This window comes from Schaalia dentiphila ATCC 17982, assembly GCF_000154225.1.
GTDB classification, from domain to species: domain Bacteria; phylum Actinomycetota; class Actinomycetes; order Actinomycetales; family Actinomycetaceae; genus Pauljensenia; species Pauljensenia dentiphila.
The window spans coordinates 543,207-561,845 of sequence record NZ_DS264586.1; the positions used below are offsets into that span (position 1 = coordinate 543,207).

Here is an 18,639-nt window from a genome sequence, read left to right on the forward strand (position 1 = left end):
CGGGGAAAACAGCGATCCGCAGCCTCTCCCGCTGACCTGGTCGGGCTCATCCCCGCTCACGCGGGGAAAACCTCGCTGGACGCTTCTACCGCTGGAATCAAGGGGGCTCATCCCCGCTCACGCGGGGAAAACCGAAGCCCACTGCCTCGTCCCGTCGGGCGTGTAGGCTCATCCCCGCTCACGCGGGGAAAACGACATCTCCGACCGTGAATCGCTCCTCAACGGCGGCTCATCCCCGCTCACGCGGGGAAAACGCATGAACAAGGGGTGCCGGACGCAGGTCCTCGGGCTCATCCCCGCTCACGCGGGGAAAACTTGTACAGCTCCCAGGCGTTTCGGAGAAGACGGGGCTCATCCCCGCTCACGCGGGGAAAACAGCGACCCGGCATACGGGCGGGCACTCAGCATGGGCTCATCCCCGCTCACGCGGGGAAAACCAGCTGGAGAAGCTGGTGGGCAAGTCTGACCTCCCCTCATCCCCGCTCACGCGGGGAAAACCAGGTGCGCGCATCTCGGGACGGTCGTCTGTCCGGCTCATCCCCGCTCACGCGGGGAAAACTCGAGGAGGGCGAGCTGAGCGTCCTCATCACCAGGCTCATCCCCGCTCACGCGGGGAAAACGGAGAAGACGGTTCAGTAGCTCCAGGCTGCGCGGCTCATCCCCGCTCACGCGGGGAAAACGCCTCGCGGAGCTGGTTCAGGTCGTCCTGGAACGGCTCATCCCCGCTCACGCGGGGAAAACCCGACAACACCACGCCTCGCAAGACGCGCGGCCGGCTCATCCCCGCTCACGCGGGGAAAACAGTGGAAAGGCGAGGCGACCCGCGTATGACCAAGGCTCATCCCCGCTCACGCGGGGAAAACGAGCTTTTCGCGGTGTCCCCCGAGGACACCCCGGGCTCATCCCCGCTCACGCGGGGAAAACGGCCGTCTGCATGGCCTCGATGAGGAGGGAACCGGCTCATCCCCGCTCACGCGGGGAAAACCAGGTGCGGGCATCGAGGGACGGTCGCCTGTCCGGCTCATCCCCGCTCACGCGGGGAAAACTTCGATTCGGCTCACGCCGTCCCACTCCAGGCCGGCTCATCCCCGCTCACGCGGGGAAAACTGCTACAACACGAACGGCAACAAGGGCGTGACCGGCTCATCCCCGCTCACGCGGGGAAAACCAGCGGGCGCGCAGCTTCTTCACCGCGCGGCGGGGCTCATCCCCGCTCACGCGGGGAAAACGGGCGCACGATCACCGGCTACCGCCGCCGCTACGGCTCATCCCCGCTCACGCGGGGAAAACTTCGACCACTTCCGCGAGCGCGTCGAGCTTCGCGGCTCATCCCCGCTCACGCGGGGAAAACCGCGTGCAGCAATGACTGCACCGGCCCGGCGCACGGCTCATCCCCGCTCACGCGGGGAAAACTACACCCGTTTTGGGTGCTGGTTATTAGGGAACGGCTCATCCCCGCTCACGCGGGGAAAACGCGGCGGTCTTGGTGCTCATCAGTTCTTGGTCCGGCTCATCCCCGCTCACGCGGGGAAAACGGGCCAAACCAGCCGGGTAGCTGCTTCAGCTTGGGCTCATCCCCGCTCACGCGGGGAAAACGGACTGTTCCAGGTCGGCGGCCATGGAGACGGCGGCTCATCCCCGCTCACGCGGGGAAAACTGCGCCGCCTGTCCTCCAGGCCTTCCTCTCATTGGCTCATCCCCGCTCACGCGGGGAAAACCCGCGCTGTCCCCACAGGCCGGCCTTGGTGGCCGGCTCATCCCCGCTCACGCGGGGAAAACAGATATTCGCGCGTCATCGGTCCTCCTTGGTGGGGCTCATCCCCGCTCACGCGGGGAAAACTCGACGACCCAGAAGGAGCCGCGCTTGTTGAGGGGCTCATCCCCGCTCACGCGGGGAAAACGAAGTATGTCATGTCAGTTGTCCTCCCAGGGCAGGCTCATCCCCGCTCACGCGGGGAAAACATGACATCTAGCATCATCCCCTACATCTACGACGGCTCATCCCCGCTCACGCGGGGAAAACTGGTCCGAACGTTGCGTCGGTTGCGGCGACGGCGGCTCATCCCCGCTCACGCGGGGAAAACGCAGTTCGTCGCCGCAACGCCTGCAGGTGTTCAGGCTCATCCCCGCTCACGCGGGGAAAACGGCGTCGGCGTCAGCCGAGCCGGGCACTGCGCCGGCTCATCCCCGCTCACGCGGGGAAAACGCGGGTGGCCTGGGGCGCGTTCTCCTGGTGCTCGGCTCATCCCCGCTCACGCGGGGAAAACGTATGGCTCACCGCAAACCAGCGCCTCCACTGGGGCTCATCCCCGCTCACGCGGGGAAAACCTGCGAGCTGGTAGAACATGCGCCCTAAGGCAGGGCTCATCCCCGCTCACGCGGGGAAAACCGGGGCCGTTTGCGGCGATGGACCGAACCAATCGGCTCATCCCCGCTCACGCGGGGAAAACATCACGAAAGGAACATTCTCATGGCACCAGAACGGCTCATCCCCGCTCACGCGGGGAAAACACCAGGGGCGCGTCCGAGGCTGCCGCGCAGATCGGCTCATCCCCGCTCACGCGGGGAAAACCCGTTGAGGCTTCGGTCCAGGGCGGCAGCCGCCGGCTCATCCCCGCTCACGCGGGGAAAACACTTTCTGACCTGCGTTTTTATCGCGCAGATCGGTCAGATCTTGGAAAGCCTTGAGCTTTGCGCCTCTTCTGAAAGTTACTCATCGCAGGACGCTTACGCAACTGGCGCGCCGCAGGATCAGGTTCGGAGTATTGGCCTCGTCCCTCGGAGTAGTAGGGACGCATCATGAGCGTCAGCCCATCGAAGTCGACGGGCTTCCAGGGGTCTCCCCACGTCAAGAACTCCAGGCCCTGTTCGTTGCGCGCCCGATAGACCATGACGGCACGCCCAGTCTTCATGTTCTCAGTGACAATAACCCACAAGCGTTCACGAACCCGTGCGGACAGCGTCCCCACGAATACCCCCGGGGAGATTTCCATCAACCACCGAGTCACGTGCCCTCGCAAACCTTCAGGCACTGCGGACAGCACAAGGACGATCACCAGGATCCACTCTCCTCATACGACACGCCAGCAGCGACCGCGCCCTCGCGGTCATCCCACAACCGCAGATCAGCGACAATCAGATCGTCATCATCCTCAACACTCAAGGCACCCGACACCAACAGCAGCCCCTTGATGTCCGCAACACACCGCTCGAGCAAACGAAACTCTCGCACAGCATCGCGGACGGCCTTACGAGCGGCACTGCCCACGGCCTCGTCAGTCGGAGAAGCCGCGACATCAAAAGCGATCGGAATAGTGAGATCAGCCTTGTACAGGTCGGCGATGTCGTACACAAACGATCTATAAGTCCCATTGTGGACGAAACCCAGCCCAGGACTACATCCTAGTGCAACGATCACCGCGTGAACGATCCCGTAGATCGCCGAATTCGCAGCCGAGAGAGCCTGGTTCACAACCGTACCATCCTCATAGTTCTCGGGATCATACTCGCGCCGATCCCAGGGCACCCCCGTACGCTGCGAGTGTTCCCGGTACAAGCGACGCACCCGAGCACCCTCGCGTCCCCTCAACTGCTGAAGACTCAGTTTCGACACGTCCTCACCTGCGAAGCGCATCAAGTACATGTTGCGCGCGACAGTCAGCCGCATCGACGGATCACTCACCGCGCGAGCCTGCGCCTCCAACAACCTCGAGGAACGCGAGGGCGGTGAGCCGTGCGCGTAGTAGCGCACCCCATTCTCGCCAACCCACACGATGGTCGATCCGCTCTCGGAGAGGACAGACACCGCCGAGTGAGTGATCCGAACCCCGGGTCCCAGCAGCAGCACCGACAGCGCTGCCGCTGGGACGTGGGCGATTCCATGACCATCAGCCACAGTGATCGCGTTCGAGTCACGATTGATCGTGCACCGCTCGACGTAGAGGAACGTCAACCGGTCTCGAACACGGACCAGATCCTTCGGTTCTGGCGGCTTCGCCCCGGGGATCGGTCTCATGGCCGAGCCAAAGTCATCAAGCCGCAGCCGTAGGCCTTCCCTCGGCCGATTCCGTGCGTAAGGACTCTGCGCATAGCATCAGGGTCTGTCACCTCAAGGACACCCTCGAAGGTGGCGACCCCGAGGGTCACGCGACGCTCCCCGCGCTTAAACTCAGCGATACTGCGTTCAACACCGTTGATCAGCAGATTCGCTCCGTCGACGCGTTGCCCGTCGCTGTCCTCGAGAACCGGTAGTTCGCCACCAAGCTCAGCGGAGGTGAGCACCCTGAACCCGCATTTCTCAGCGCGTTCGAGGACCCACTGCGTCTGCTGATCCTGCGTGACGTGTGCGAGAACCTTCTTGCGTCCCCGTGCATTGACCTGGCTGCCCTCCCGGAACGTCGGATTGACGCAGAGGCGGAAACCCCACCGCTGCCCAGCCCACAGCCCCTCAAGGAAACTACTCATGTCGCGGATGACTACCCCGCCCTCGGTCGCGTAACCGGCCTCCTCGACGATATGCGAGGGATCCGGAGCAACCGGGCTCGAGATGTAGAGAGAACACGAGGGACTCCCCTGACGAGGAGCAGCTCCCCGAACGGCCGGCGGACGGTCCAGCCGCCAGAGAACCCGCGGTGCGCCGGGATCATCCAGCACGCTCGGAGGGAAGCAATTCAGCACAGCCGCGTGCAGCGTCTGCCGGCTGCGCATAAGCTGCTTCGCCCCACGACGGTGCGGGTTGAGGTAGATGCGTGTCAGATACATCAGAGCACCTCCATCGGATCATGCACGAGGCCGGGGTGGGCCTGCAGCTTCGTCTCCACGTACTGCGGATTCTCCAGGTCGATATATGTCTCCTCGACGGTACGCAGGGTGTATTTGCGATTCTCCGAGTCGAAACTGATCGGCATATCCTGAAGCGTCTGCTGGGCGACTTTCTCCACCTCGGGAGGAATAATTCCCAGATCCGCGACGACTCGCATCCGAACGAAATGATCGTGACGCTGCTTCTTCTGGTAGTAGGTCGAGGCCATCCACGGAGTTTCGCGCACGGCATCCCACGCGCTGCCCTCCCGGACAGCGAGACGTAGCGGCAAGGTCGGAGGGCACGAACGTCTGCCGAGGTACAGCGGGAACACTGGGCGAACAATTGCCTGCGCAAGCGCATCAATCATGTCGTCGGGCCCCTCGATGAAGGCTCCGAACGCAGCATCCGCCCGGTAGAAACGGTGGGACAAGGGCATCGACGTATCGCCCCTGTGCGCCGTATGGAAGTCGTGGAGCAACTGCCCCGGTTGATCAACTCGGACGGCAACGCTCAGCTCAGCGAGGTCCTCGATCGGATCACTGCGCCTGCGCCCCTGTGCCGCACCGAGCAGACCGACCAGCGCACTTTTCGTGGGAAAAGCCTCCGTCGACCTTCGCGTGAATCGGCTGTCCGCGCCCCACGATTGCATGGGACCCGCCAGCCTCAAGACGAGCACCGCACTCATCGCGTGCCTCGCACCGCTTCCGCTGCGGTTTCACCGAGAGACGCCAGGCGCACCTGCTTGCCAAGCTCCGAGAAACTCTCGCCACGAGGCGTCGTCCACGACACGAGAGACTCGACAGCCTCCAGACCCGTGAGCTCACGCAGCTGCGACTCAAACTCAACGAATCGCGCAATGGCAGGCTCGGCGAAGCCGTGCTGACCGGCGATAATCGGTTCCTCAAAAGCGCCACTCATGTTGATCGGCTGGTCATCACGGACCTGAACCAGAACGGCCTCCGGCAGCGTGCGATTCGCGAAAGTCGTGACCTTTCCGGTCGGCATCGAGCGGACGAAGCTATCCACGAAGAGTTCGACGGCTCGATCCGCAACCGCATCGTCGCCCAGGTTTTCGCGCAGCAGGTCGACGTTAATCGTCGCGTAGCGGTACACCGTCGCGGACGCGAACTCGATCGTGCCGATCATTCCCGCACCCTCGTCGGCCTCGTCGTTGCGCTTCTTCGCGTCGTCGACGGCCGTGTAGTAGTCGTACTCGCGCTCAACAGCGCCGACACCAATCGCGTGGGCAACCTGGCATGCAGCATCGACGTTCAAAGCATTCGGTTCGGCGACCATACGCCCGAACAGAGCGATATCGATCGAGTGATCCGTATCCACGAGGCTACGCGGCTTCAATTCCTTGAATGCTGCCGCGGGATCGTCCTCATGAGCGACCGAAATCAACGCGTCCGAAACATGCTCGATCTGCTTGGCCGACAGGAAGACGAGGAATCCAGATTCCTTCAACTCATTGTCGCTCTTATTTCCACGCGGCTCAGCAAGCTTGAATCCGATGGCTTTTAGCCCCATCTCAGCGAGCTCAATCGATGCGGCCTCCAGGTCGGGACGCTTCTCGGTTATCGTTCGCGCAACCAGCTCGACGATCTTCTTCGTGCGTACACCATAGTTTCCGTCGGCGATCTTTCCCTCGAAGTCCTGACGCGTCGCACGCTTGATGGCCTGCGACGAAATGCGCATACGCTGGACTCCACCGAAAGTCGCACTCTTGGGCGCGCCGGTGTCGTCCCTATTCGGGTTCGAGGGAGGGAGGGTCTGCAGGACGTGGATATCAACGAAGACGGACATTGTCTTTCCTTTCACAAATGAAGCGATTGATTGTGGTGTCCGACGTCAGTCGTCGGAATCGGTTTCGGTGTGGATGGTTTCAGCGGGGCGAGCGAACTGACGCCCCCAGTTGCGCATGACGGACGTGCGGTCACGCGGATCCTGCCACGTGAAGAGGTCGGCTGCCAGCTGCGCGTAATCACAGGGAATTTCGGCGGCTTCGAGCTGAGAGATGAGCGAACGCAGATGCACAAGAAGTCCCTCGAACGTCGGCGCTTGAACGGCCGCTGAAAAACGCCGATAAATCGGAGTCTCCTCAGCCCGCTTGTCGCCGCTCTGTCCCTCGGCCACAACTCGGACTGCGGACGCGAAGCTGCGCGGACGGTCCGACGTGTCGTGCATGGGTCTCGAATTTGAGCCCTGATGGAGGGCCCAGAGAGTGAGAGCTCCGTGAACGGCCTTCTCGCCTCTGGTCGGCTCATCGCCCAGATAACCAGGGCGGTCATCGAGCGTCAGGTCCCATAGCTCGGGCACTGATCCCGCTTCCTGTGAAAGCGCTCCCCTCAGCTGCGCGCGAAGGGCACGGGCCGAAGGAGTCTTGTTCCAGAGCCGAGTCACAATCAGCCCACCGACGCGTCCGTACACTGCACGCCGTGTTGACAAACCTTTCGCACCGCCATCCGGAGGGGTCTCCGGAGCAGCATCATTGCTGGTCATTTCGTTCCTTCCTGATTGGTGTTCTGTACCGGGAGACGCTTGTTGAGCGCCGACCGGAAGTAGTTCTCGGCAATACCGACGTTCATGTATCCCCTGCCGGTATCCCGACCGACAATTGCCGACGATGACGCACTCCTGACGAGTTCGGTCTGGATTCCCAAAGCGTGCTGCCTCAAGGTACACTCCCACCGACACCCAACATCCCGTGCGCTTTCGTGCCCATCGACCTGGGTCAGCCATGCCCTAAAATCGTTGTCGACAGCGGAGAAGAAGAGTTCCTTAGCACGGTCTCGAGCCCCATCACCGGCACCGTCACCGCTCTCGCCTGCGGCACGCGCGAGGTTCGCCGCAAGAGTTCCCACATCCCTGGCAACCTCTTCTGTCAGACGAACCTCCCGGTCGATCTGGGCAGACAGGTCCTCGCGTTCGACTCGCATGACGGCAACCGACAACGTCAGCTCGTCCGAGTAGATATCCTCGAACGTCGCTTCCTGCGGACCGTACGTAACACCAACAGCCTGAATCCTCATCACCTTGGGATAGCTGGTCTGGATCGAGGAATTGTCGAGCTGGTAGTGAAAGGACAGCGTCGCGGAGGGGAGGAACTCACGCTTGGGCTGCTTATCCACACCCTGCACGGTTGTCACGGTGGGCAGGGTGCCGGGAAGGTTACGCCACAGCGCGCGGCCCGCCTCGAATTTACGAGGCATGTAGACGTCGGTCTTAAACTTCTTCGATTGCGGGGTTGAGTACCTCCACAGGCTCTGAGGCTCATAGAGTCGCATCTCCTGGGGGGCGAGTTTATCACCCTGTGCCAAAACAACGCCCGTCACGCCGGACGAGTCGCCAACCAACCTGATGCGGCGAGAGTGCCAGGTGAGAAGTCGAGGGATGCTCAGCTCCTTCGGAGTACCCGCGGGGTCGAGGAGGGAGTAGTCACCGCGAACGGAGGTTTCCGGTTCGGGATCCTCCCAGCTGCATGCTCCCCAGTCGGTCGAGCTGTCGACGCCACGCAACTCCGCGGTGGTCGCAGGGATCAGGTTGAGGACGAGCGTCTCGTCGAGGTCCTTTCCTTTGAGCCACACGAGTCCGAGGTGTCCGCACCACGCTGGGCCAATGGGATAGCCTTTCCCTCCCTTAACCTGGGAATCACCGACTGCTCCCGAACGGATGCCCGAGGGGTCATACGCCTGCGCGTGAACTAACCAGCGCGCAGCTTCGGAGGCTGGTATGCACGCCAGCGCGCGACCGTGACGGGTCGTGAAAAACTGCTCACCGTTAGGAACATCGGCAATCAGCTTCTCCAGTCCAGACACAGCATCCTTCGCTGTGCGCAGATTAGCCACCTGCATGAACGGGAAGCGGCCGCCGAAGAGGTAGAAACGATCCCTCCATCGTTCGAGGTACTCGATCATCTGCTCCGTGGGCGCACCCTCGTCCCACTGCCTGACCCAGTCACGCGTATCGCGCGGAGTGGCGACGCGATACATGATTGCCAGGATCAGTCGCTGAATCGCGATGCTCTGCGTGGGTAGCTCGCACGCTAGGTCCGCGATGTCGGTTGTGCGCCGGAGTAGCTCCAGCAGGCCGACATCGGTGATGGTCCCATCGACGAGCCGCACGGGTATCCACGGCTCATCGAGTAGGTTGTACTCAGGGTTCTTCATTGGCCCTGCACCTCCATTCCTCTTTCGAGAGAGTATGTGAATGTGTGTCCGCACAGGTCGCGCGTGAGGCGCTCCCCGTCGGGAGTTTTGTACATCGCGAGGATCAGTTCCCCCGCCAGGAACGGATGCTCGCGACACGACCATTCCGTCGTGATGGGATCATCCCAGATAGCACCTGCAACTGCGTCCACCGCCTCGTCGATGCTCTGCCCGCGAGCGCGCAATGCCCACGGCGGCAGTGAGATACTCCACGAGCAGATGTCGGCGATACGCCCTCGTGCGTTGTATTCACCGACTGCGAGAGGCGTGTCGCCTTCTGGCGCCCCGCTGATGGGAGGAGCCATTGGTACGTTGCCCAGCTCGGGGTCGAGGGCGACAACGAGGACGGGGATCTGGTCTTCTCCATCGCGCACGGCAGCGCGGGCAGCTGCGACTCCTGGCCCCTTTGATTCGTCACCGGTCGCGGCATTGCCGAGGAATTTTTCTTCGAGTTCGGGGGCTTGCCACGAGGGCGTATTTGCTTCACCGAGGCACCAGGTTGTCGCTTTCGCTTGTGCTTGGGCGCGTGCTTTATTGCGTTCTTCCAACGCGGCGTCGAGGGCCTCGTGCCACTGCGCGGGACCGACCGGTACATCATCGGCATACGCCTGAGTCGTCAATTCCTCGTACTCCAAGGGTTCACGGACGAGTATTTCTTCGCGATCAGCAATGATCGCCAGGGTCCGCAGGACGGCGTAGCGCGCGTACACGTAGTCGGTGCCGCGAGAGTATGTCCAGGGAGAGGAAGTCGTATCATCGATGATCACAAGGCACCTTGCGTCATGAAGACCGCTCGGCCGCCCGTCTCTCTCGTGCCGATGGAGCCGCCCGATACGCTGCAGCACGAGGTCCATGGGCGCGGGGTCTGTGAGCATGAGGTCGAAGTCGACGTCGAGGCTTTGCTCGATCACCTGCGTTGCCACGACGACGTGCCTGAAGGGACGCTGCTGACTATCTTTTCCGAAAAGTTCAAGCATCCGGCGATCGCGGGCGGCACGTTCGACGGCCAGGAAACGCGAGTGCAACAGTGTCGACTGCTCACGACCAAACACTGACCTCACGGCCTCGTATGTTTCCTGGGCATCGCGAACCGTATTGCGGATGACGACAGCGCACCCACCGTCGGCGAGCTCACGGTCCAGGAGCTCCGCGATTTCCTGCGGGGAGCCGAGCGATGTCGGGATGATCCGCTTGGGGACCTCAGCCTCACCGACAACTTCATGAACGCGCACGCCTGCGGCGGAGACCGTTGAAATAGCCGGATAGCCGATCATGACATCGACCGACTCAGCGCTCACGCCCGACGAACCACAGCCGCGGCGATACGCGTTCAGGAGAGCAAGACGCCGCGCGGGCGGCAGGGTAGCCGACAGCAGCACGACGGGGATCCCGTACATACCGAGCCATGTGAGGGCGGCTTCCAGGTACGTCTCCATGTATTCGTCGGCGGCGTGCACCTCGTCGATGACGACGACCTTGCCCATGAGCCCGATGTGACGCACCAGCACGTGGCGCGACTTCAGGGCTGCGAGCAACACCTGGTCGATCGTGCCAACCACAACCGGCGACAGCGTCGAGCGCCACCGCTGACCCATCCATCGGCTCGCATATAGACCGAGGTCTTCCTCATCATCATGCACCTCGAGGGGGCTCTTGCCGCGCGCGAGGAGCTTCACGAACGACTCATTGAGGCTGTTTCTTCCGTGCGCGAGCTGGATGCCAAGCTTCTGCGGTTCATCGCCCAGAATGCTCGTCAGCCAGGCGGTGACGCGCTCAAACATCGCGTTCGTCGTGGCCTGCGTGGGCAGCGCAACAAACACCCCCTGCAGCCCCCGAGCACGCATCAGAACCTCAGCGGCAGCGAAGGCCAGCTCAGTCTTCCCGGACCCCGGCGGCGCCTCGACGATCATGAGATCCGGGTCCTCGCCTGTTGCAATCTCAATGGCCGCACGCTGTGCCTCAGTCGGCCTGTACGTATCCGGCCACCCGAAACGGTGACGGTAGAAGTCTGTGACCTCATCGCTCGGCGTTGTAGAAATACGCAGAGGGGTTGGGAAGGCCGCTCGCTTCCATGCGCGCCGGACACGATCGCGCTGCTGATCCGCGGTGAGCTCGGGGTACCCATCGATCGACAGCTTTCCAGCCTCATCGACCGGTCGAGGCCGAAGCGGGAAGTAATCCTCGTTGGATGCAAGCCAGTCTGCAATCACGAGGGCCGAGGCGTAGGCGGATGCCACTGCGATGGGCAGCTCCGGCAGGGCAGTTCCGGGTGCAACGAGCGGGAAACCGCTGCGCGCAGCCATCCATCGAAGAATCTCCGAGCGAACCTGACCCCAACGGGGATCATCCTCACGCGAACCTTCTTGCGTCTTGTACTGCTGTCGTGCGACATACACGGCACCTGCGTCCGGGTATCGACCGTGGTGCACCCCAACGAGGATCGCCCATTGGAGAGCCCGGGATCCATCACCGCCACCCGCAGCGATTTCCTCCTGAAGCGCAAACTGACTGACGAGGCCATGGGGAAGGAAGGAACGTTCAGCGTAGTCGGCTTTGCGCATGACGACCAGCCCCTCGCTGCGGATCAGCTGAGCCAGATCTTGGCGCTGGCATGCGAACTGGGGACTCACTTTGCCCGCATCGTGCACCCCTGCGAGGAACACAAACGAGGCCCGAGCCTTGGCGCGATCTCCTCCCCATACTGAGGCCATCAGCCTGCGATGATGCTCGCTCAGGTAGTCGTCGAAGAGGAGCCCCGCAACGTCAGCGGCATCCATCAGGTGCTGGACGACGGACAGCCAGCTGCCGGAGTCTCCACTCTTCGCCCAGAAACTCCTGGCCATTTCGGAGAGATCAGCAGCGCCGAGGCCAGGCTGGGCGGCAGGGAAAACTGGGGGTTCCGCAGTTGCTGGCGTCGATAACGAAACTCTCTGCTTGTCTTTTCGGGCCATTTCCTCTTCCTTGAGTCGAAACCATCCTCTGAGCACGGCATGCGCACTAGCATGAGCTCATGCGGTTACTCTGAAAATGTTGAGCCCGACAGCACCAGCGGAGCTGTCACCACCCCCTCGGAGGTGATGGAGTAACCATAACAGAAGAAATTCTATTATGCAATACACGTTCTCGATATTGCAGACAGGATTTCATTCACCCGTCTTCAAATAGAAAAATCCCCGCTTTCGCGGGGAATACGTCCTTCCAAGACTCTTCCTAATGCACTACACGGGATCATCCCCTGCCGGGGAACACCGCGACCGCGGTCGCGTCGAGTACTAGCAGGACCTCACAAACGTATCACCCCACCCACTTCCGCGCGCCATTACGACACAATCGACACGATCCTGAAACAATGGGGGCATGTCGAATGACCCGCGTGAAAACCTGCATGGCTCGGACAGCCAGGAGCTGGCCGACGTGACGGCCGACGCCGCGCGCGCCGGCGCCGAGCGAGCCGCCTCGACCCCCGCCTACACCTCCGACGAGGCACCCGCCCCGCGCAGCGCCCTCTCGTCGTTCGAGGAGATCCTCAGCGGCACCACCCACGAGGTCGACGCCCCCACCACTGACACCGCAGAAACGCTCGCCGACGACGGCGCGCAGGACCTGCAGGAGACCCTCGTGTCCTCCACTCCCCTCGTCACAACCGACGAGGCCGAGGCCTCCCCCGCCACGCTCACGACCGACGCGGCGGCGGTAGCACAGACCACAGCGGAGACCGCCAGCGACATCGCGCCCGAGACCGCGACCCCGCAGGCCGCGCCGCAGCAGCCCGCCCAGGAGCTCACGCCCGCCAACAGCACCAGCACCACGGGCAACAGCGCGGCAACGAACGCCAACAACGCCGTCGCCGCCCCCGTGCACCTGCCGCCCGCCGAGCCTCGCCCCTGGTACCGCTCGCGTCGTTCTTTCTCCGCGAAGGGCCGCGGCGGCCGCGTCCAGGTCGCCGGCCTGGGCCTGACCTACACGGACCACGTGACCGGCGCGGTCCTCCTCGCCAACATCGACCTGGGCTTCCGCGCCCGCTCGCTGAGCGCGATCCTGGACCCGACGGGCCGCCGCGCCCGCGCCCTTTTCCTGATCCTCGCGGGCCTCGAGGAGCCGCAGGCCGGCCGCATCGTGGCCGCCCCCTCGCGCTCGCTAGCCGCGCGCCTCGCGGGCCGCATCGGCTCGGTCGCGCTGATCCGCGCGGACTCCCCGCTCGACGAGTCCCTGACGATCCGCCAGAACATCCTCGCGCCCCTATCCGCGACGGGCTCCGTCGCCGACTGGGATAACCTCGTGGGCGCCCTGCAGATCACGGGCCTCGCCCAGCGCGTCGACCTGCTCCCCTCTGAGCTCTCCGAATGGGAGCGCTTCAAGGCCCTCATCGCCCGCGCGATCGTGTCCGGCGCCGAGGTCTTCCTCATCGAAGACCCGGTCTCCCTACCCGCCGCTGCGCGCGAAGAACTCGGCCCCCTCCTGCGTTCCCTCGCGGACGCGGGCTGCGCGGTCGTTATCGCGACCCCGAACGCCGCGGTCGCGGCTGCCTCCGACCGCGCGATCCTCCTGACGAACGGCCGGGTCGCCCTCGACGCACCCACCCCCTCGGCCTCGATCATCGCCGCCTCCCTGGAGGCCAACCCCGAGGACCCGAAGGCCCTCCTCGGCCCGATCCCCTCGGCCCTGCCCGCCTCCTTCGACGAGGTCGTCTCCCCCACCGGGTCCGCCTCGGCCCCCGCGTGGCACCCGCTCGACACCTCCGACGAGGCCGGGGCACAGACCTCGGACGCTCAGCAGGCCTCCGAACCCGAGGAACCCGACCCGGCCGAGGCCGCCCTGGACGCTGCGACCACCCGCGTGGCGGCCGCCCCCGCCCAAGCAACCCAGTCGACCGAGGTCCCCCAGGCCTCGCCCGAGCCCCGCACCGAGACCGCGATGCGCGGCATCCCCGTCGTCGAAGCTGAGGACCCGGCCCTGGCCGAGCCCGAGGTCTCCGACCTGGTCGTGCGCGCCCGCAAGATCCTCTCCGACCTGCCCGGCTCGATCGCCCCGCAGGAGTAACGTAACGGTCACTGCGAGCCGCCATTCTTCGTGAGACACTAGGCGTATCAGGCGAGGCATCGCCTCGTTCACCCGTACGCGCAGGAGCATCCATGACTCAGCCCACCCCTCAGCCCGGGCAGTACCCGCCCGCTGCCCCCGCACCCGCCGCCGGCGAGGCGCGTCCCAGCATCGGCGCCCTCTTCGCGTCGGTCACCGGCCAGATCTCCAGCATCATCCGCGACGAGGTCGAGCTGAACAAGGCGAAGCTGCGCGCCTTCGCGTCCAAGAGCGGTAAGGGCATCGGCCTTCTCGTGGCCGCCGCGGTCTTCGCGCTCTACCTGCTGGGCTGGGTCTTCCACACGATCGAGGTCGCCCTCGAACTCGTCGTCCCCGCGTGGGCGGCGTCGCTGATCATCGTCGGCATCCTCCTCCTGATCGTGCTGATCCTGGCGCTCGTGGGCGTCAGCTCCCTGAAGAGCGCGCAGGCCCACCGCCCCGACCCGGCCGCGTCGGTCGCCGCCACCAAGGAAGCCATCGAGAAGGGACTGGGCAAGTGAGCACCAACCTCGATACTCGTAACGTGACCGTCGGCGAGGCTGCCCCCGCCGAGCCGCGCACAGAAGCCCAGATCACCGCCGACCTCGAGCGTCAGCGCGCCGAACTGGCCGCCACGATCGACCAGCTGTACGCGCGCGTGCAGCCCGCAGCCCTCGCCCAGGAGGCGAAGGAAGAGGCCAGCGCCCGCTTCGCGTCCTTCAAGAAGTCCGCGTCGCTGACCCTGCAGGACGCCGCCGACGGTAACGCCGAGGCCCTCAAGAAGGTCGGCGTCGTCGCCCTCTCCGCAGTCGGCGCTATCGGCGTGATCGTCCTGCTGGCGACCCGCTCATCGCGTCGTTCCCGTCGCGAGGCCCGTCGCGCTGCCCGTGAGGCCGCCGTGCAGACGCTTCAGGCTCTCAAGTCCGACGTGACCGAGGCCCTGTAAGCACCAACTGACGCGAACCGGCGTAACTCCGGCCACACTGGCCGAGGGTTACGCCGGTTCTATTTCCCCAGTTTCGTGGGCATCCGCGCCCCTTCACCCGCTCCGCTGAGCGCGCAAAACCCAATCCAAGGTGAGGTCAAGGCCCGTCATTAGCTATGATGGTCCCACGAAACATTTTGAACACCCAGGGAACCGCTTCACGCGGACCCGAACGACGCGGAGGGGGTCGACGCCATGGGGCGCGGCCGTCAAAAGGCTAAGCAGATGAAAGTCGCTCGGAAGCTGAAGTATTTCAGCCCCGACACCGACCTAAACGCACTTCAGCGCGAGCTGGCGGATGAGGACTCGTACCTGGCACACGTGCCGGCGGACGAGCCCGAAGAGGACGATGCGATCGACGACGACCTCTACTCGAAATACGCCGACTTCGCCGAGATGCCCGCGGAAGAAGACGACATCGATCCGGAACAGCTCGATGAGTCCTTCTGGACGGGTGGATCCTCCACTAAGTAACGGCTCAGCCACACGGCGGACCGAGAACCGGTCCGCCGCTTTGGCGTACCCGAAACACTATTTCTGACGCACGCGTACGCTCGGGCCCGCACGCGCCACCCAGCACACCCGCACCCACTCGCACGCCCGCACAAGGGCACCCGCACGACAAGGGGCCGAGGCCCGCAGGCCTCGACCCCTCTCACGCACTCAGAGCAGGCGCACCGCTCAGCGAAGCTCAGCTCAGCTCAGGCCACGTAACGCTCAGCCGACGCGGTACTCGCCGTGCAGTAGCACGGCGCCCGCCTGGACGCCCTTCGTACCGGAGATGAGGCGCACGCCGGAGGAATCCGCGCCGAGGTCCGAAACCGACCCGAAGCCAGCCACGGTTCCGTCGGCGCCGGCCGACGTGACGGAGCCCAGGACCCACGCGGCCACCCCGGCCTCATTGATCGCGGAGAGGACCTCGGAGGCCACGGAGGCCGAGACGACGGCGACCATGCCGACGCCCAGATTCAGGGAGTCCTCCATTCCGACCCAGGTGACATCGCCGCCGCGGCGCACCCAGTCGAACACGGCGGGGATGGTCCACGTGGAGCGGTCGACGGTGGCGATGGCGCCCTGGGGCAGGACGCGCGACAGGTTCGCGGCCAGGCCGCCGCCGGTCACGTGCGAGTAGGCGTGGATACCGCCGACGCCGAAGCGCTCGACCAGGTCGAGGCACAGGCGCGTGTACAGGCGCGTGGGCTCGAGGAGCTCCTCGCCGAGGGTGCGGCCGAACTCGGCCACGTGGGACTCCAGCGAGGCGCCGACGCGGGAGACGACGGAGCGCACCAGCGAGTAGCCGTTGGAGTGCAGGCCGGAGGAGGCCATGGCGAGGACGACGTCGCCATCGGCCACGCGCTCGGGGCCCAGCAGCTTGGAGGCGTCCACGACGCCGGTCGCGGCGCCCGCGATGTCGTAGTCGTCGGGTTCCATGACGCCCGGGTGCTCGGCGGTCTCACCGCCGATGAGGGGCGTGCCCGTGGCCTCGCAGGCGCGCGCGATGCCGGTGACGATGGAGGCGATGCGCTCGGGGACGACGTGCCCGCAGGCGATGTAGTCGGTCATGAGGACGGGGCGCGCGCCGATCACGACGATGTCGTCGACGACCATGCCGACCAGGTCCTGGCCGATCGTGTCGTGCACGTCCATGGCCTGCGCGATCGCTATCTTCGTGCCCACGCCGTCCGTGGAGGTCGCGAGCAGCGGCTTCTCCATGCCCAGCAGCGCCGACGCGTCAACCATGCCGGCAAATCCGCCGGTCGCGCCCAGGACGGTGGAGTCGTGGGTGGCGGCGACGGCGCTCTTCATCAGCTCGACGGCACGGTCGCCCGCAGCGGTGTCGACGCCAGCGGTCGCGTAGTCCAGGGGGATGTCGGTCATGGGTGGTGCCTTTCGCGGATGGCGCTCGACGAGGCCGTGTCTGGGTGGTCGGGTTGAGAACAACGCCCGCGGCGCCGGGTGGCGTCGCGGGCGTGGAGGTTAGCAGGGGGTGGCATCGGGGGTTCCGGGCACGGGGGTCCCGGCGGGGATCGTCTCAGGGTATTCGCCGGTGAAGCAGCCGATGCACAGGGACGTGCCCTGTCCGGTGGCACCAACCATGCCGTAGATCGACAGGTAGGCCAGCGAGTCGGCGCCGATGGATTCGCGGACCTGTTCGACGCTCATGGACGAGGCGATGAGCTCGGCGCGCGTCGGGAAATCGATACCGAAGAAGCACGGCCACAGCACCGGCGGGGACGAGATGCGGATGTGCACCTCGGCGGCCCCGGCCTCGCGCAGCATCTTGACGAGCGCGCGCTGCGTGTTGCCGCGAACGATCGAGTCGTCGATGACGACCAGGCGCTTGCCTTCGATGACCTCACGCAGGGGGTTGAGCTTGAGGCGGATGCCCAGCTGGCGCAGGGACTGCGTGGGCTGGATGAAAGTTCGGCCCACGTACGCGTTCTTCACGAGACCCTGGGCGAAGGGAATCCCGGACTCCTGCGCGTAGCCGATCGCGGCCGGCGTACCCGAGTCGGGCGTGGGGATCACCAGATCCGCCTCAATGGGGTTTTCGCGCGCCAGCGCGGCACCCATCTCGTGGCGCGCGGCGACGATCCGGCGCCCGCCGATCGTCGTGTCGGGGCGGGCCAGGTACACATACTCGAAGACGCAGGTGTTGGAGCGGCGCACGGCGAAGCGGCGCGAGTGCACGCCCGACGCGTCGATCGAGATGAGCTCGCCGGGCTCGACCTCGCGCACGAAGGTCGCGCCACACAGGTCCAGGGCAGCAGTCTCGGAGGCGACGACCCAGCCGGAGGCCAGGCGGCCCAGCACGAGCGGGCGGTAGCCGTGCGGGTCGCGCGCGGCGTACAGCGTGTTCTCGTCCATGAAGACCAGGGAGAACGCGCCCTTGATGCGCGGCAGGACCTTCAGGGCGGCGCCGACGAGGGGCGCGGGCTCAAGGTTGTCAGCAAGCGACGAGGCCGGGGCGGCCTCGTCCCCATCGGTCTCGGACGGAGTCACGGACGGGGACGCGATGAAGGGGGTCGGCCCCGGGATACGGTCGGCCATACCCAGCAGCGCGGTCACGAGAGAGGTGTCGGTGGAGGCGCCGCGTTCGAAGTCCTCGCCGTCATCGGCGATCTCAGAGGCCAGCTCGCGCAGCTCGACCGTATTGGTGAGGTTGCCGTTGTGGGCCAGGGCGAGCGTGCCCGTGGGGGTGGGGCCCAGCGTCGGCTGGGCGTTGCGCCACACGTCCGCGCCGGTCGTCGCGTAGCGGACGTGTCCCAGGGCGATGTGGCCGCGCAGGCCCTGGAGGGACTGCTCGGAGAACACCTGCGAGACGAGGCCCTGATCCTTGTACACGAGGATCTGCTTGCCATTCGACGTCGCAATACCCGCGCTCTGTTGGCCGCGGTGTTGCAATGCGTAGAGGGAGAAGTAGGTCAGGCGGGAAACGTCCTCGCCCGGGGCCCATACTCCGAAGACCCCGCAGTGATCGTGCGGGTGATCGTCTCCGAAGAGTTCCTGGTCGGACAGTGTCATGTCTGGCTGCGAGACGGGAAGCACGCTCTCACTCTCGCACATTTTTTTGCACTTCGTTG

The 18,639-nt window shown here is 64.9% G+C and carries 14 protein-coding genes and 1 CRISPR repeat array (1 of these 15 cut by a window edge); of the genes, 4 read left to right on the top strand and 10 right to left on the bottom strand.

Annotated features, from left to right (window positions below; genetic code table 11):
- A CRISPR array of direct repeats spans positions 1-2,633; the repeat unit is 28 nt; unit sequence GGCTCATCCCCGCTCACGCGGGGAAAAC; it begins 4,841 nt to the left of the window's first position.
- A gap of 18 nt (positions 2,634-2,651) precedes the next feature.
- From cas2e to ACTODO_RS02350, 8 genes are read right to left on the bottom strand one after another with little or no spacing between them, the layout of a single operon-like run.
- Positions 2,652-2,993: a type I-E CRISPR-associated endoribonuclease Cas2e gene (gene cas2e, locus ACTODO_RS02315; RefSeq protein ID WP_003790960.1), complete on the bottom strand. Its 342-nt coding sequence runs from the start codon at positions 2,991-2,993 to the stop codon at positions 2,652-2,654.
- A gap of 59 nt (positions 2,994-3,052) precedes the next feature.
- Positions 3,053-4,015: a type I-E CRISPR-associated endonuclease Cas1e gene (cas1e, locus tag ACTODO_RS02320; RefSeq protein WP_003790962.1), complete on the bottom strand. Its 963-nt coding sequence runs from the start codon at positions 4,013-4,015 to the stop codon at positions 3,053-3,055.
- Positions 4,012-4,761: a type I-E CRISPR-associated protein Cas6/Cse3/CasE gene (gene cas6e / locus ACTODO_RS02325; RefSeq protein ID WP_003790965.1), complete on the bottom strand. Its 750-nt coding sequence runs from the start codon at positions 4,759-4,761 to the stop codon at positions 4,012-4,014. Before cas6e ends, cas1e begins: the two co-directional genes overlap by 4 nt.
- Positions 4,761-5,489, bottom strand: coding sequence for a type I-E CRISPR-associated protein Cas5/CasD (gene cas5e, locus ACTODO_RS02330; RefSeq protein ID WP_003790967.1), 729 nt, complete (start codon positions 5,487-5,489; stop codon positions 4,761-4,763). Before cas5e ends, cas6e begins: the two co-directional genes overlap by 1 nt.
- A complete protein-coding gene (cas7e, locus tag ACTODO_RS02335) occupies positions 5,486-6,610 on the bottom strand; it encodes a type I-E CRISPR-associated protein Cas7/Cse4/CasC (protein WP_003790969.1) in 1,125 nt (374 codons plus the stop codon). Before cas7e ends, cas5e begins: the two co-directional genes overlap by 4 nt.
- 45 nt (positions 6,611-6,655) lie before the next feature.
- The gene (gene casB / locus ACTODO_RS02340; RefSeq protein ID WP_231126048.1) at positions 6,656-7,306 is read right to left on the bottom strand and encodes a type I-E CRISPR-associated protein Cse2/CasB; all 651 of its coding nucleotides are present in this window, start codon (positions 7,304-7,306) and stop codon (positions 6,656-6,658) included.
- Positions 7,303-8,973, bottom strand: a complete 1,671-nt coding sequence (casA, locus tag ACTODO_RS02345; protein WP_003790979.1) for a type I-E CRISPR-associated protein Cse1/CasA — start codon at positions 8,971-8,973, stop codon at positions 7,303-7,305. The genes casB and casA overlap by 4 nt, the downstream gene beginning before the upstream one ends.
- Entirely contained in the window at positions 8,970-11,855 is a 2,886-nt protein-coding gene (locus ACTODO_RS02350) for a CRISPR-associated helicase/endonuclease Cas3 (RefSeq protein ID WP_003790983.1), read from the bottom strand. The genes casA and ACTODO_RS02350 overlap by 4 nt, the downstream gene beginning before the upstream one ends.
- A 514-nt stretch (positions 11,856-12,369) precedes the next feature.
- Between ACTODO_RS02350 and ACTODO_RS02355 the strand changes: the two genes are divergently transcribed.
- From ACTODO_RS02355 to ACTODO_RS02370, 4 genes are all read left to right on the top strand, one after another.
- Positions 12,370-14,052: an ATP-binding cassette domain-containing protein gene (locus ACTODO_RS02355; RefSeq protein WP_003790986.1), complete on the top strand. Its 1,683-nt coding sequence runs from the start codon at positions 12,370-12,372 to the stop codon at positions 14,050-14,052.
- Between the two features lie 92 nt (positions 14,053-14,144).
- Entirely contained in the window at positions 14,145-14,591 is a 447-nt protein-coding gene (locus tag ACTODO_RS02360) for a phage holin family protein (RefSeq protein WP_003790988.1), read from the top strand.
- Positions 14,588-15,016, top strand: a complete 429-nt coding sequence (locus ACTODO_RS02365) for a DUF3618 domain-containing protein (RefSeq protein WP_003790990.1) — start codon at positions 14,588-14,590, stop codon at positions 15,014-15,016. The genes ACTODO_RS02360 and ACTODO_RS02365 overlap by 4 nt, the downstream gene beginning before the upstream one ends.
- A gap of 234 nt (positions 15,017-15,250) precedes the next feature.
- Positions 15,251-15,529, top strand: a complete 279-nt coding sequence (locus tag ACTODO_RS02370) for a DUF3073 domain-containing protein (RefSeq protein ID WP_003790993.1) — start codon at positions 15,251-15,253, stop codon at positions 15,527-15,529.
- A gap of 243 nt (positions 15,530-15,772) precedes the next feature.
- Here the strand turns inward: ACTODO_RS02370 and purM are convergent, their stop codons facing one another.
- On the bottom strand, positions 15,773-16,933 hold the full coding sequence (gene purM, locus ACTODO_RS02375; RefSeq protein ID WP_003790995.1) for a phosphoribosylformylglycinamidine cyclo-ligase: 1,161 nt from the start codon (positions 16,931-16,933) through the stop codon (positions 15,773-15,775).
- 99 nt (positions 16,934-17,032) lie between these two features.
- On the bottom strand, positions 17,033-18,622 hold the full coding sequence (purF, locus tag ACTODO_RS02380; protein ID WP_003790996.1) for an amidophosphoribosyltransferase: 1,590 nt from the start codon (positions 18,620-18,622) through the stop codon (positions 17,033-17,035).
- Positions 18,623-18,639: the final 17 nt, after the last annotated feature.